This window comes from Desulfobacter vibrioformis DSM 8776, from assembly GCF_000745975.1.
Taxonomy (GTDB): domain Bacteria; phylum Desulfobacterota; class Desulfobacteria; order Desulfobacterales; family Desulfobacteraceae; genus Desulfobacter; species Desulfobacter vibrioformis.
Map to the genome: position 1 here is coordinate 1 of NZ_JQKJ01000018.1, position 15,591 is coordinate 15,591.

9 protein-coding genes and 1 pseudogene are annotated in these 15,591 nt (G+C 52.8%); 2 read left to right on the forward strand and 8 right to left on the reverse strand.

Features of this window, described 5'->3' with window-relative positions; genetic code table 11:
- The 3 genes and pseudogenes from katE2 to Q366_RS12200 form a co-directional block, all read right to left on the reverse strand.
- Nucleotides 1–415 (reverse strand): annotated as a pseudogene (gene katE2 / locus Q366_RS12190) (catalase KatE2); the annotation flags it as partial.
- A 426-nt stretch (nucleotides 416–841) separates the two neighbouring features.
- Nucleotides 842–1,168 (reverse strand): helix-turn-helix domain-containing protein, encoded by a 327-nt coding sequence (locus Q366_RS12195; RefSeq protein ID WP_035239295.1) that lies wholly within the window; start codon nucleotides 1,166–1,168, stop codon nucleotides 842–844.
- Nucleotides 1,161–1,523, reverse strand: coding sequence for a type II toxin-antitoxin system RelE/ParE family toxin (locus tag Q366_RS12200; protein ID WP_035239297.1), 363 nt, complete (start codon nucleotides 1,521–1,523; stop codon nucleotides 1,161–1,163). Before Q366_RS12200 ends, Q366_RS12195 begins: the two co-directional genes overlap by 8 nt.
- 207 nt (nucleotides 1,524–1,730) lie before the next feature.
- Between Q366_RS12200 and tnpC the strand changes: the two genes are divergently transcribed.
- Nucleotides 1,731–3,260 (forward strand): IS66 family transposase, encoded by a 1,530-nt coding sequence (gene tnpC / locus Q366_RS12205; RefSeq protein ID WP_035239299.1) that lies wholly within the window; start codon nucleotides 1,731–1,733, stop codon nucleotides 3,258–3,260.
- 516 nt (nucleotides 3,261–3,776) lie between these two features.
- On the opposite strand, the gene Q366_RS12210 is transcribed toward tnpC, so the two are convergent.
- From Q366_RS12210 to Q366_RS12225, 4 genes are read right to left on the reverse strand one after another with little or no spacing between them, the layout of a single operon-like run.
- The gene (locus Q366_RS12210; RefSeq protein WP_035239302.1) at nucleotides 3,777–9,650 is read right to left on the reverse strand and encodes a DEAD/DEAH box helicase; all 5,874 of its coding nucleotides are present in this window, start codon (nucleotides 9,648–9,650) and stop codon (nucleotides 3,777–3,779) included.
- A gap of 5 nt (nucleotides 9,651–9,655) precedes the next feature.
- A complete protein-coding gene (locus Q366_RS12215) occupies nucleotides 9,656–10,927 on the reverse strand; it encodes a BREX system ATP-binding domain-containing protein (protein WP_245619953.1) in 1,272 nt (423 codons plus the stop codon).
- A 29-nt stretch (nucleotides 10,928–10,956) separates the two neighbouring features.
- Nucleotides 10,957–12,270, reverse strand: a complete 1,314-nt coding sequence (locus Q366_RS12220; RefSeq protein WP_035239304.1) for a BREX system ATP-binding domain-containing protein — start codon at nucleotides 12,268–12,270, stop codon at nucleotides 10,957–10,959.
- Nucleotides 12,271–12,283: 13 nt separating this feature from the next.
- Nucleotides 12,284–13,120, reverse strand: coding sequence for a hypothetical protein (locus tag Q366_RS12225; RefSeq protein WP_035239307.1), 837 nt, complete (start codon nucleotides 13,118–13,120; stop codon nucleotides 12,284–12,286).
- A 236-nt stretch (nucleotides 13,121–13,356) separates the two neighbouring features.
- Here Q366_RS12225 and Q366_RS12230 point away from each other — a divergent pair, with 236 nt between their 5' ends.
- Nucleotides 13,357–13,872: a hypothetical protein gene (locus Q366_RS12230; protein WP_245619954.1), complete on the forward strand. Its 516-nt coding sequence runs from the start codon at nucleotides 13,357–13,359 to the stop codon at nucleotides 13,870–13,872.
- Between the two features lie 83 nt (nucleotides 13,873–13,955).
- Here the strand turns inward: Q366_RS12230 and Q366_RS12235 are convergent, their stop codons facing one another.
- Entirely contained in the window at nucleotides 13,956–15,581 is a 1,626-nt protein-coding gene (locus tag Q366_RS12235; RefSeq protein WP_035239312.1) for an NADP-dependent glyceraldehyde-3-phosphate dehydrogenase, read from the reverse strand.
- Between the last annotated feature and the right edge of the window lie 10 nt (nucleotides 15,582–15,591).

Below are 15,591 nucleotides of genomic sequence, written 5' to 3' on the forward strand. Positions count from 1 at the left end.
GGTCACGCAAAAAGAAGACAGGCGTATTATTGCCCACCATATCCCAGTTACCCTCCTCGGTGTAGAATTTAAGTGCAAAACCGCGAATATCACGTTCGGCATCAGCAGCACCGCGTTCTCCGGCCACGGTGGAAAAACGTGCAAACAATTCAGTTTTTTTGCCGATCTCAGAAAATATCTTGGCGCGGGTGTATTGTGTGATGTCATGGGTTACGGTGAATGTACCATAAGCTCCGGAGCCCTTGGCGTGCATCCGTCGCTCGGGAATCACTTCTCTATCAAAATGGGCCATTTTTTCCAGGTACCAGACATCCTGGAGAAGTTGAGGGCCGCGAGGTCCAGCTGTCATGACGTTCTGGTTGTCAGGTACCGGAGCCCCGGCGTTGGTTGTTAGCTTATTGTTCTCATCTTTCATCATTGTTGTCCTTTTTTGTTATTGTTTTGTTGTGTTAACTAAATGTGAGAGTCTGTATCACATGAAAAAATAAATATTATCCAACCATTATACGCAAGGAGTTGGGACAAAAAGGAGGTCAAGATAATTGGAGATTAGACATCTTCTGTTAAAAATTGCAATCGTTAATTTAAAAATCCTATAAAATTTCCATCTAAATTATAGGCAATAAGGACATTGTTGACTTTGTCTATCAATGTGGAGTGTAACTCTTGCCAGTAAAAGCGCTGACTACTTTTGTTATTGATTGTTGCTCATTTAGACAGCGACCATAACGATTGCCTCTGGGCGACCCTTCCCGTTCCTTTTTTGTAACTGGTTAATCACCCGAATTACAATTTTATCAATCCAGGGATTTTTACAGGCAAATGACAACAATTGCAGACCTTATGCTGAGTAGACAAGGCTTAAGCGGGCTTCATCCTGCTTTTTAGGCTTAACAATAATATCTACATCCTGGTCGAGTGCTTTCAGAAATAAAAATAGACGTTCCATTGAAAAGCCCTCAAGCCTGCCGTTTTTCAGAGCAGAAACCTTAGGCTGATTAATTCCTAAAATATGACCTGCCTTTTCTTGAGTTATGTCCCTTTGTTCAATAATATCATAAATCATAGACGCTATTTGGGCCTTTGCTAGGCGGTCATCAGGTAAATCCAACCCCATATCCTTAAATATATTGCCGGAACTTTTGATATGTTCAATTTTATTATTCATTTGGTTTCTCCTTAGCGAGTTCAAGGGCCTGTTGAAGTCTTTTTTTAATCATTTCTATTTCTTTTTTCGGTGTTTTTATTCCTGATTTAGATTTTTTTTGAAACGCATGTAATACATAAATATTATTACCTAATTTAAGGATATAAACCGCCCGATAAGTATCTGTTCGGTAAGAACTGACGATTTCAAAGACCCCATCAAACCCCTTTAATGGCTTTGCTTTATGATGTTTTTTGCCTTCCAGAGCCCTGTGAAGCGCAAATCCAATTTCATCTTTTACCGTATCTGGAAATTTTTTAAGTTGTTCGAGCGAAGACCCGACCCAGACTATCAATTTTATTTGTTTATCGTTCATAATACATATTATCCCATATTGGGGATATAGCAACAAGCCCTTTTTCGAGAAAAGGGGCCTACTATTGACCCTTAGTCAAAATTCTTCCCTCAATTATCGGCTACCGATTTAAGTCTGGACGTAACCGTTCACTCCCCCCCCCTCTACTGAGTTTCGAACAAAATAATTGCTGACGAAGCAATTTCAGCTGTGGTATGCTTTTATATTATGGAGAGGCTGACAAAAGACGATCTCACACAAATGGATCGAGGTTATTTTGAGAATCTCGCACCCAAAGCACTAATAGATCTGGCCTGTAGGCTGCGAGATTTTAGTGTGGATCTAGTGGAGCGTCTTGAACAAAATTCCAAAAACAGCTCCAGGCCCCCCTCATCAGACAACCCTTACGACAAAGGAAACGGCAAGGAATTCAAATCTGAGGAAGATGACAAAGATGCATGTTCTGAAGATGAAAACAATTCATCCGGAGATGAGGAACATTCCGACTCGGATGACCCCATGCAGTCCAATGAGGTCAAACGTTCTCCAGGAAAACAACCTGGTGCTCAGGGCTTTTGGCGATCAGAACCTCCAGTTCCAGAAAAAATCGTTCCCCATTATCCCACAGTGTGTACAGGTTGTGGCAGCTCTGCCCTCAAACGATCAGACCGGCCATATATGGGATTTTACGTTTACGAACTTGAAAAAACCGACATGGGGATTCGTATACGCTGTACACTTGAGCATTACTACGGGGCAGTTTGTGAATGTGGGCATGAAACAAAAGCCCGGCCCGGTGAAGGTGCTGTTTCCAGGCTCGAAGGACGCAAAGAAGATCTAAAGCTGACGGAATACTCAATGGTCGGCCCAATGCTGGTGTCATTCATTTCCGCGTTGAGTGTCCGATACAAGATGTCTCGTGTAAAAATTCGAGAATTTCTTTCCTATTGGCTGGGGCTTGAGTTGTCAGTTGGAACGATTGATAAATCTATCCGGGAAGCCGGTGTCGCTTGTTTTCCAATTGTAGAAGCGCTTCTTGAAGATATACAAAAACAAGAGGTTATTCACTTAGACGAAACCCCCTGGTATGAAAAAGGGTGTTTAAGATGGTTGTGGGTAGTGATTTCAAGCCACATAGCCATATTTCATATCGGAAGCAGGAAGAAAGAAGAGCTTTTGGGGCTCATCACAGAGGCGTTTTTTGGCTGGTTGGTGACGGATGGCTACCTGGCATATCGAAGTCATAAAAAACGACAACGTTGCCTGGCCCATCTGATTCGCAAAGGCATCGCTCTTACCGGGTCGGTAGACAAAAAAGCTCAAAAAATGGGGGAATGGCTCTTACGGGAGCTCAGAGGGCTTATAAAAGCCGTAGCCGAAGATGGTGAGGGTGGTCAACAATGCAACCTCATCCTCGCCAGATTAAAAAGGGTTTGCAAACTGGGATCTGAAGAAGAGCATGAGAAATTGAGAGCATTGGCTAAAGAAATTCTCAATGACTGGGATGCAGTGATTGCGTTTGTCAAAAATCCGTTTCTTCCTCCTACCAATAATGAAGCGGAGCGGGCCTTGCGGCATGCTGTTATTGCAAGACGAATCAGTTTTGGCACACGAACTACAGAAGGTAGTCGTGCATATGCGGCTCTATTGAGTGTTATCGAAACATGCCGTTTACGAGGACAAGATCCCTGGACTTATATTGCTGAAACAGTCGCTCTTGGAAGAAAAGGTATGGTCCCTTCAGCAATCAGAGCATAAAAAATGGGGGGGGGGAGTGAACGGTTACGTCTGGACAGTTTTTAATTTCAAGTAGTTATCTGAAACAGTATTTTTATACTGCCGTGGCAAGGGCAAATCGTCCATTCTATGAACAACCCATTCAAAAAGGTCTGGAAATTCTGGCGCTCACCCGCTATCGCGCCGAGCAAAGCTCGGCGCATCTTGCAGGGTGAAAGTCCCTGTCGGGTGAAATTCAGTAGGGGAGACCGCGCTCCCTGAAGTGCTGGTACAGCTTCGAAAGAGCAACTTGTGGACGCCGAGGGTTTTAGCGGTCACCGAAGGCTACACAGAAGCATCCGTTGAAGATCCGCGCGGAAGCGAGTCTAACCGAAGAACCGGATGCGGGAAAACCGCACGTCCGGGACTGTGCGGAGGGCGCTGGGTGACCGGCGTTCCTACCGTGAGAATACTTTGAAAAAGAAAAAAGGTTAATTATCCTATCCGTATCAAAGTATTAGCGGGTGAGCACCACCTGCTCAATCTGGGATTAAAATATTAAAATGGGGATAACTGTTTGGGAAAATAAAATACCGCGTTTTGGGTCCGGCAATGGGTCAGCAGCTGTTTGAAGCAGCAGTGTCCGGCCAGCAGGGCCTCTGAATCGGGAATGAGCGAGAAAAAGGCCTGGCTGCCCATGATGACCAGTTTTTTCCTGGCCCGGGTCATGGCCACATTGAGGCGGTTGGGGCTGTTTAAAAATTCGCTGGTCAGATGATCCGGGTCCGAGGCGGTGAGGCCGAAGAGGATGATGTCTCGTTCAGCACCCTGGATTCGTTCCACTGTGTCCACAAGGGGCAGAAGGGTATTGTCCGGGTCCGGGGGGTGCTGGTCTGCCAGGATTTTCCCCAGCCGCTGGAGGATGGCATTGTTCTGGGCCCGGTGGGGGGTGATGATGGCCATTCGGTCCGGGGACAGGCCGTGGCCCAGGATCAGGCGGCGGGCCAGGGCCGCCATGAGATCCGCCTCCACATCCGATTGCTGGGCGCATCCCTGGTGATCCGTTAATACCAGCGTAACAGGTTGTTTGGGATCCAGGATATCCCTGAGTATCGGATCGTCCTCTGCTGGATTGTATTTTTCGCCCGGGTCATCCGGCTCATTCAGGCAAAGCCGTGCATTTTCCACTGAAGGGTGTGGGCAAAGCCGGCGGTAGTACCAGGTTTTGGATGGGAATGCGCAGATTTCCCTGTTCATCCGAAAGGTGGTGTCCAGGGTGACCTGGCACGCTTCCGGATACAGGTCCCGGATATTGGAGAGAATGGAGTTGTTCAGGCGCAGTTGGTTTTCATTGTTACTATTGTCATGGGGATCATAATTGCCCATGACAATGGGGGGAAGCTGGTGAACATCGCCCAGGAAAAGGAAATTTTCCCTGCCGTATATGAGACTGAGCAGGGCCTGGGGCACCGGGACCTGGGAGGCTTCGTCAAAAATCATCCAGTCCAGGGCCAGGGGAAAGCCTTTGTCCCTGCTGTTGAACAGGGAATAAAACCCGTATCCGGTGGCGCCTAAAATCAGCCAGGGCCGGGTTGGCAGATCCCGGGCCTCCTTTGTATATTCCACCTTCATGGCGGCATGGCCCGGACTGGATGTTCCGGATTCAGGGGTGTTCTCCTCCCCCCATTTCACGCAAAGGCCCGGAAAATCATCCGGCAGATATTGGTTGACCAGTTGGACCACTTTTTTCAATACCGTGTCAATGGCCTGGTGGGTCAGGGCGCTGATGCCGATGCGCAGGGGCTTTCCGGTTTCATGGGCTTCAAGGATCAGGGCGATGATGATCCATCCCAGCACATGGGTTTTCCCGGTGCCGGGCGGGCCCTGGATCATGGCGGTGCAGTATTGGAACGGGAGCCTCAGGGCCTGCTGCTGGGACGGGTTGAGGCCGTGGTTGTCCCGGGCCAGCCATTTTTCCACCCAGGCCCCTGATGCTGGTCCCTGTTTTTCCAGGGCTGTCCCGGCCAGAAGCTGCCTCAGATGGAAATATCTGTCTTCTGAAAACAGGGTCTGGGCGGCGTGAAGCAGTTTTTCCCGGTTCCAGTCATCCATATCTTCTTCAAGGGAGTAGAACAATTCTTTATTGAGATTGATCTTGCCGGACCGGGAAAGCAGCCCGATGTCACCGGCTTGTCTGTCATATTCCACCATGATCACGGGAAAGCCGTTTTGCAGATCAGCCATGCCATGGGGCACCAGTTTTAAAAAATCCCCCTGGCGGAATTTGGCCGGCCAGGTCTGGTCGGTGGGCCTGAAGAGATTGATAAAGCGCCCGAAGCTGTCCAGCCGGGTCCGGACGAATTTCAGGTATCCCAGGGACCTGAACCGCAGCATCCGCTCTTCCAGGGGCTGTTCCTGGAGCATCATGATATCTGCTTCTTTCAGGCGTTGTTCCTCCTGGATAAATGTGGTATAGGGCCGGGCCTTTTTGTCGCCAGGGTTGACCTGACTGCTGCTGACAGGGGGCCATTCCCTGATCCATTGGCTTTCCAGCCGGGATACGGCGGTCTGGTACAGTTCTGCCATGAGCCCGAGGCATTGTTTGGCCTGGGCTGCAGCCTGGACTATATCGCTGATGAATCCGCTGTTGTGGTGGAACAGGGTGGGGGGCGGTGCCGGGAGGGTCTGGCAGTTGAAGATGCGGCCCAGGGTATACAGGGATGCTGTGCCCGGCGCGGGCATATAAAAATGGGCGGTCAGGACCTTTTGTATATCTGTCCAGGGGGAGGGCTGGGTTTGGCCGAGGAATTCCCAGGATGGTTCCTGTGCCTCCCCGGGCCATTGGACCCATTGATTCAGGGCAGCCGGTGTCTGGGCACCGAAATGGAAGAGATGGGGGCCCTGGCCGGCATGGATGCTTTGTTCCCACACCCGGGCCAATTCCCTTAAAAAGGTTTGCCGGACTGCCTGGCGCTCCTCGTGGGTTTCCATGGTCCATATCTTTGATTCAACGATTGTCCGGCCGTCTGTATCCAGGACCTGCCACCCCAGAACCCGGGGCAGGCCCTCCAGGGGATCTTTTTCCAGGTGGATGAACATGGGTCTGGACAGGTTGGCCGGGAACTGGTGGGTCTTTTTTTTGTGGCAGCGGATGCGGCCGGTTAAAAAAGCATCACCCCATCCCGTTAATTTTTTTTGCTGTCCCGGAGAGAGCAGAGCGGCTTGGTTTTCAAGGGCACCGGGGAGCTGTTCAAGGGTGGTGCAGCCCATCTGTTTCAGGGCAGCCAGTTCTCCTTGGGTTAATTGGGGCAGGAACCGGATATCCTCGTGGGCCAGGGCATGGTGGTAGCAGCCGGGGAATCCGGAACAGGCGGTACACAGGTTTTGGAGCCTGTAATCTGCATGGGCTGGCAGGCTGGAAATCACATGGCCAAGGTGGTTCAGGAGCGTGGGCAGGGTTGCCATGTATGGGGTTAAATCAAATTCATGGATCTGATACGGTGCTGTTTCCCGAACGTCGCCCAATGGCGGCGGGGTAATGATGAACCCGTTGGAGGAGACCCGGGCAGGCAGGTTGCAGCGGTCAATAATTTGTTCCAGTGCCAGGGCATAGAAGGCCACCTGCCATTTATGGTGGTATCCTGGTTTCTGGCTGCGCTTGATATCCCCGGCTTGAATGATTGTCTGTCCGCCTTTGCCCGGGGACAGTTTCAAAAGATCGGGGATGCCGATGCCTGTGATATGGGGGAATTGACGGATGGGCTCTTCTGTTTTGAGATAGCACTGGGACAGCCAGACCGGCGGGTCCTTTTCCGGATCACGGCCGGCCAGTTGCGCTATTGTTTCTCCCAGCAGCTTAACCGAAGGGGCCCACCGGGGCTCTTCAGCGGCTGCCGGTTCCGGGACCGCCAGGTGGTTCCCCTGGTGTTCAAGGGCGGCCAGCACTGCCTGTTCATGTTGGACCCCCTGCTCCCGGACAAGGGCCATGACATGGTCCTGCTCTTTTACGGGATGGGCCAGGCCAAGGTATGACAGACAGAACCTGCGGTCACACTGGCCGTGGAACATATAATCACTGACCATGGTGGCGGTGAGGGCCCGGGCGTCGGACCGGTCCGGATCAAGGCAAGGGGCCTGCCATACAGGGGATAAAAAGGGTAAATCTTCCGGCGGTTTTGCGGCCTGCTTTTCATGGGACAGGAGCGCTGCGCAGGCTTGCATCTCAAAGTCCAAAGATTCATCGGCAACCATGGGCAACGGTCCGGAAAGGTTGGCTATATCCCCGGAAACAATATCCGAACCCAATTCAAGATACCGGGCAAAGGTATCTGCCACCCGCTGGTCAAAAAGGAAATCCGCCACCTCTTCAACCATTTGTTTCTGGGGCAGGGTCCGCCAGAAAATACTCAAGGGAATCAGGCTGCGCAGCACCCTGAAATGGGCTAAGACCCAGGTGTGAAAGGCCTTTTTTGTAACGGGCAGGTTCAGTTTTTGAAAGTCAATCCAGCAGGCGCATTCCACCCCGGTTTCGCTGGAGGCCACCTCTATATCATCATCCTGGAAATGATCCCGGACCGCCCATTCCAGCACCAGGTTGCCGGCAGACCCCAGAAAGGTGCGGAAATGGAACTTTGCCCGGGTTCCCGGAACCACTTCAATGCCGTTGGCCAGAACCACCCGGTTTTCAGAAGATGACAGTTCCAGGTGGAATAATTTCTGGGTCCGGGCCATGAGGCCGCTGTCCCGGGGCAGGGTGCCGGTATCCAGGATGCGCCCCATGGCCTGGGCCGTTTCCCAGGAGACATGGGCACCTAGGCCCACCCAGACCAGGTCTTTATCATCCTTTTTCATGGCCGGCCGGGCTGTGACCTTGCCGGGCTCACCTTCTTCAATTTTCAGGATTTTAAGGCGCCGGCCCGACAGATAGACCCGGTCCCCAACCTCCATCTGGTCCACAATGGATTGGGGGATGTCGGCAATGGATTCCATGTCCACTTCAAGGATGTATTCTTTTTCGCTTTCCGGAAAGTTTCCCCAGATTTTGTATGCCATAAAATGGTTCCGGTACTGCCATCCGCCCCGGAACAGGCCGGGCCGCCCGGTCCTTTGATCAGCCCGTCTCAGCCAGCCCTTTTTTTCAAGGGCCTTGAAAATATCCGGCAGCAGGCTTTTGCGGTCGGCAAACAGAGCCTTCAGGGCGTTGAGGGAAATTTCCTTTTTTTCGTAGAGGCAGGAGATGACCTGCTGGCTCAACACACTGGGCAACGCTTTGGGGGTCGGGGCCTCGATTTTTCCCTGGCGGCCCAGGGCCAGCAGAGCCAGAAAGCGGATCACCTGGTTGCCGGCGGCTTCCCCGGAGCAGATGCCCCAGAAATTGATGGATTGCCCCCGGCGGTTGGCCCGGCCGATGCGCTGGAGAAAGGCCGACACTGATCCCGGGGGCTGGTAAAGGAGTACTGCGTCCACATCCCCCACATCAATGCCCAGCTCCAGGGTGGAGGTGGCAATACACAGGGCATGGGGATTTTTCCGGAACCGGTCTTCTGCTTTTTTCCGTTCCTTTGCCTTGAGGTTGGAGTAGTGCAGCTCGGTGACTTCCCTGAACACCCCGTTGCGCCGGACAATGCCCGAAAGCCGGTCGCAGGCCGACCGGCTGTTGCAGAAAACAAGAATTTTTCGATACCCCCATTCCCGGTACAGATCATTGAGCAGGGCGGGCAGCTCAATATCCTCTTTTTTCAGATGAAGGAGCCGGGCCTGAATCTGCCGGTCCGCATCGTCGGAGATGGCGGTGCTGTCAGGCCTGAAATTGAAAAAATCCATGACCCCGGGGATGCCGGAAATGGTGGCGGACATGGCGATTTTCTGTATGGGCGCATTGGTTCTTCGTTCCAGGCGGGTGAACAGATAGACCAGGTGGCGTCCCCGGTACTGGTGGACCAGGGGATGGACTTCATCGATGATCACGGTGCCCACCCGGGCCAGAAAGGCTTTGAGGTTGGGCTTGGCAGTGCCCAGCAGCACATCCAGGGATTCCGGAGTGGTGAACATGATGTCCGGCCGCTTATTCCCCCCTTTTTTGATGTCTCCGGTCCGGATGGCCAGGATCAGGTTGAGCCGCTCGGTGATGATGGGCTCGAACCGGCGCATGAGATCCTTGGCCAGGGCCCGGGTGGGAATGATGTACAGGACGCCGTGGGCCCGGCCCGATGTGATGACCCGCTCCAGGGCCGGGGCCAGTACAGCCTCGCTTTTGCCTGATCCCGTGGCTGCCTGGACAATGAGATCCCGGCCTTCAAGGATGGGGGCCATGGCTTCAATCTGGACCGGCCGCAGGCCGGCAAAGGCCCCGTAAAAAGGGCGGAAGGTGTTGGGAAGCCTTAAAAGGGGGGCGGGCAGGGGGGCGGATGGCGGATCAGGGCCCTGGAACATGGGGCTCAGCAGGGCGCTTTCTGCTGTTCCAGATCCAGGAGGTTGACCAACAGCCTCAATTTCATCCTGGATTCAGCCCCTTTGTTTTGGGAGAGGGCCTGCATCATTTTCCGGGTCAGTTCAGCGGTTCCCGGTGCCCACCCGTAGGCCCGGCCGTGGAGGATTTTGAGTTTGCCTGTGAGTGTCTCCCATTCGCCTGAAGACAGGTCCTGGAGAGAATGGATATTGATGTCTTTCCAGGCCTTGTGGTAATTGCGGGCAAAGCAGGGAATGTCGTCGGTTGGATGGTCCGCTTTCCGTGGTCCGCCGGGCCTGCGGGTCCGGTCCCAGGGCTCGGTTTCAACCAGGGTGAAAAAATCATGGGTAAAGGCAAATACCGGGTAAAATCCCTGGGCCGGTTTTTCCGGGCAGAAGATCTCATGGAGGAGATCATAGCTTTTGCTGCGGCTGGTGATGCGGGTCTGGCCGATGGATTCCCCTTCGTCAAAAAGCAGGACCCACCCCTTGTATCCCATCTCCTTGAACAATTGGGCCAGCCCTTTGACCATGGCCAGATATTCCCTGGATTCCCGGCAGACCAGGGAGCTGTCTTTATAAAACGGCACTTCCCGGTAATGGAAGGCCGCGTTAAGCTTATGGGCCGGGATCTCTCTGCCCATGAGGGCATTTTTCAGGGTCCAGGAAAAGGATCTGGGCTGAAACCGGGCATGTTTTTTCAGCTTTTGTTTGCCGGCCGGAATCTCCATGTTCTTGTGGGCCATGGCCGCCAGGATGGCCCGGAACCGGTGGGGCATGTCGCCGGGGATGAACTCGCTGATGGATTTATTCCTGTTTTCCGGCCGGGCCAGCCATTGGTTCGCTGATGCCTTCCACAACGTTGCCAGGCTGGTTTCACCATTGGGAAAGACCATGGCCCCCATCAGGGCCCGGTAGACCTCTTTGAAGTCGTGGAAAGGGATCTGCCGCGGGTCCAGGTTGATATAGCTGACCACAAAATTATTTTCCAGGGCCCGCTGTTTCAGATAGGTGAGGCTGTGGGATTTACCCTGGCCGTATGCGCCGCAGACACAGAGGTGGTAAGATGTTCCCCTGTCCAGGGCGGCGGCCCCCCGGTCAAAGAGCTGGTTGAGCTTTTCTTCCCCCGAGGTGAGCCATTGGACCCCCAGGGGATCGAACAGGCCCTCCCTGAGGCGCTCCACTGCCCTGCGGAGATGGAAATTTTTGGTGCCGTTGATCTGCGCGTTAAATGCTTTTTCATCCAATGCTTTTTCATCCATGGTATCAATTTCGGTTTATGCGTCCCAAGTTAAGAATCCCAGGTGGGCTCCATCTGTTTTATCTTTTCCGCTTCCATCTCTTTTCGGGTCTCGACCATCTGCCGGGCCATGTCCATCTCCTCCGGGGACTGCCCCTGTTCGGCCAGGTCCAGGACCCCGATGAGCTGTTTGATGAAAAGCCGCACCTCGCTGATGACCCCCATCCTTTTCTGGTTGGCGCAGATATCCTCCAGGACCTTGTCCGTGACCATCTCCTGCGGGGACCAGCGGTAGGCGATGCCGTGCAGGGACAGCAGGCACCGGCCCAGGTCCACCAGTTCTTCGGTTTGAAGCGGGGTCTGGTGGATATCCACAAGGACGCCCCGGTAGTTGAGGCGTTTGGCGTCGCCGCCCGATGCCCCGATGGACCGCACCCGGCTCCACAGGGCGTCGTAGGATTTAAATCCGTTTTCCGATACCAGCACGTCCGGGATAATGGAAAAGAAGATGTGAAGGTATTGGGCGGTCTCGCTGTTGTCGATGAAGAGGCGGACATTTTCGTAGGCAGCATTGCGCACAGAGGCACTCATGGCCACCACCGTCTCCATTTCGTCCATGAGCAGGATCAGGCCCTGGTGTCCGGACCGTCGCAAAAACAGGATCAGGGAGTTCATCAACTGCCGGGCATTGGCCTTGGTCAGGTATTCGTAAACCTGGAAGGGCTTGAGTTCCCGTTTGGTGACTTTGCCGCCGTCAAACCAGTGCATGAGAATTTCCCGGTCTGCCTTGCGGCTTTCTTCATCCTCCCCCTCTTCCATGGGGGCAAACCGGTTGCTCACCAGGGCGGCCAGCGCATTGGCAAAGTTGATATCCATGTCCGGGATATCCCTGAATTCTTCGGCCAGGGCCGTACATTTTTCTGTGGCAGCCTCTGCCTTGGCGCCTTGGAATTCCGGCACCAGGGACGCCAGCCAGGCGGTCAGCAGATCCCGGATGCCCATGCCGTCAAAATTGCCCTGGAGCTGCCGGACAATGGACTGGTAAACGGTTTCAAATTTGTGGATGGGCACATCCCGGGTCAGGACCACAAAGGAGACGGCAAATCCTTTTTCCATGGCCAGGTGCCGGATTACGGACATGAAATGGGTTTTACCGTCTCCGTAATCCCCGCTGATGAACCGCACCTTGGCCCCGCCTTGGGCAATGTAATTCACAAGGTCGTCTTCGATATAGGAGAGCCATTGCTGCCGGTCCACGGTAAATACCGGCACATATTCCACAGGCACGCTGCCCTTGCGCAACTCTTCGATGATGGATCTGGCCTGGAAGGGTTTGAGTTCTTTGAGGGCATCCAATGATATCATGGCCAAAGATCCTTTAAGATTTATGGAAAGAGATGGCAGTGATCTGGCGCAGTTCCCCCTGGGTGTCCAGGAGCCACAGGGCCTTGTTCCGTCCCGGGGTGAGCTGAAGTTCGTATCCCTGGGACGTGCCGCCGATGCCTGCCTGGTAGTACCGCCACAGGTCCACGGAAAATTGATCCAGGCTGTAGCCTTTGAATTTTCCCTTGTCCATGTCCTGGAAAAAGGTTTTAGACTGCAAAGAGATCACATAGGCCAGGTAAAACTGCTGCATGGGAACGGGACGGCCGGCGGGCAGATCTTCTTTTTCAAGGAGTTCCAGGTAGACCTTGCCCAGGGTATCAATGAATTCCTGGGGATTATAGGGCGTATCGTACAATTGCTTCTTGAGCCGGACCACCATGGCCATGATCCGCCGGGGATCAATGGATTTGAGTATTTTTTTATTAATCTTCGTGGAGCGGCTGGCAAAATCAATCTCCCCGGTGATGCCCTTTAAAACCCTGAACCTGGGAAAATCCATCTCCATTTCAAGACCGGCCTCTTCGCATTTTTGGGTCAGGTCTTCGATGAGATCCATGCGGTACTGCTCCACCTTTTCATCGGCATAGGCCCCCAGGGTTTCAAATACCGGGGCGCAGCTTTCAAGGGTATTATCCTCGCATATATCCCTGGCCAGTTTGCTTTTCAGCAGTTCATCCAGTTGGAGAAAGTCATCCTTTCCCGCACACTGGATGCATTTTCTGATCAAATCGGCTTTTTTCTGTTTCTGATTCAGGTCCTGCTGAAAGGGCTGGACGATCTGTTTTAAATTCTCTTGGGCATCCCCAAGAAATTCATTGGCTTCCGGCATTTGATTCCTCGTTTGGTTTCAGATTTTAATTGACCTTTTTTTACACCAGTGCCGAAAAAATTTCAATGATTAAGCAAGGTCCAGGTTCATGGGGTGACAAGCGATTGCCCCGGGAGGCCTGTGAGGATTGTCCTTGAATCCTGTTCTGCATTGATTTATAATCGCCTGTAATTTAAGTCGTAACTATTTAAAATAATGGACAATCACTAATGACCATGGCATGTGTAAGAAAGATCTTGCCAAATGTTAAGGATTTCGAATCGTTCTGGAAAAAACAAGGTCCTTTCCGGTACGCACTGACAAGCAAGGAATACCCGCCTGTGCTGCTGGAACCCGAAGAGTGGATATTTGGCCAGGATAAACAGGTTCTTCTCAAGGAGCTGATGCAGTTCTCCCGTATGAAGATGGCCTTTGTACCGGCCCCGTTCAACCCGGACAATAAACGTATCCTGCGTCCTGATGATATCTGTGCCTGGAAAATTGTCCATTTTCCGGAAGCCTGGAATGCCATGATCTGCGACGGGTTCCTGCCCGAAGGCCAGCTCACCCGGGCCGTGGTGGAAGAATGTGCCAGCCTGGGTCTGGCCCAGGATAAATCAGGTATTGAACAGGCTTTTTTCAGTCTGCTGGAAAGGCAGCTGGACGGTATGGGCTATGTCTGGCTGACGCCCCGGGGGAACGCAAAAACCGCCTTTATTCATGAATACCTGGCGGCGTGGTACCGGGATGAGGAAGAGGCCGGACTATTGTAGTATTTGGGGGAGTCCTGTCCCGATCCACTGTACCCGATCCACTGTACCCGATTCACTGTATTATTTGTGTCCGGACCTGTGGGTTACAAAAGAAAATCGGTGGCCAGAAATTTGCTTTTGTGCTCCTGAACGATGCGGGTAATGATCTGTTTGTTCAGTGCTGTCTGTTTGGCAGCCACCAGTGTTCGAATGGAAAAAACCCGCAGTGCATCGGATATGGAAAGGGTTCCTTCGGCGGAATCCTTCCGGCCTGTGAAGGGAAAGCTGTCCGGCCCCCGCTGGCACTGGCTGTTGATATTGACCCGGCAGACCTGGTTTACCAGCGGATCGATCAGCCGGGCGATCTGCTCTGGATCACTGCCGAAAATGCTGACCTGCTGGCCGTAGTTTGAATTGATCATATATTCAACGGGCTCGCTGATATCGTCAAAGGGCAGGGCAGGGATGACCGGTCCGAACTGCTCCTCATGATAGACCCGCATCTTTGAAGAAACCGGATACAAAACAGCCGGGAAAAAGAAGCTGCCGGAAATACTTGCCCCGGACGGATTCACCACCCGGGCCCCCTGGGCAACAGCATCGGTGACCAGGGACTGTAAATAATCTGTTTTGCCTTTTTCCGCCACGGGTGTCAAAAAAACCCCTTCCTGCCATGGCATCCCAAAGGATAACGCATTCACGGCCATGACAAGCCGTTCAAGGAAGGCATCGGCAATGCAGGATTCCACAAAAAGGATCTTGATGGCGGTGCAGCGCTGCCCGTTAAAGGAAAGGGTGCCCAGAATGCATTCGTTCACGGCCAGATCAAGGTCTGCGTCTTTGAGCACAATGGCCGGGTTTTTAGCCTCCAGGCCCAGCACACATCTAAGGCGGTTGGGATGGGGATGCTGTTTTTTCAAGGCATTTGCCGTCCTGCTCGTGCCGATCAGCCCCAGCACATTGATCTTGCCCGACGCCATGAGCGGGGGAATCATTTTTTTCCCCTCTCCGTAGATGACATTGATGACCCCCTTGGGGAAAACCTCACAAAAAGCATCCAGAAGAGGCGCATAAAGAAGGGCGCCGTGCTTGGGCGGTTTTAAAATAACGGTGTTTCCCATGATAAGGGCCGGAATCAATGTGGTGAATGTCTCGTTGAGCGGATAATTAAAGGGTCCCATGCACAAAACCACCCCCAGGGGAGCCCGCCGGATCTGGGCCATAATATCCGCCTCAATGGTGAACCGGGAAGAGACCCGGTCCAGCTCTTTTAATGCGGCAATGGTCTCCTGAATATATTGAATGGTCCGGTCAAATTCCTTGGTTGAATCCCCGAGAGACTTTCCCACCTCCCACATGAGAAATCGAACCACGGGATCTTTTACTTCCATCATTCGAAAAACAAATTTCTCCAGGTGGTCAATTCGCTCGGCAACGGACAGGGTCGGCCATCTCCCCCGCCCATGATCATAGGCCGCTACCGCCGCATCCAGGGCCTCCAATGCCTGTTTCTCTGTCAACATCGGATACTCGCCGATAAAAAACGGCTTGGGGTCTGCATCTGACGCCACCCAAACCGGAGAAAACACCGCCTGGCAGGGGCCATCCCAGACCCGGATGTCGCCGTTGATAAGATAACCTGTCTGAATGCAGGGAATATTGTTTAAAAGGGACTCGGGTATATCACCAGTCCGGGCAAATGTGGTCTGAATTTTTTCATTTAATAACATGGCTGATTTC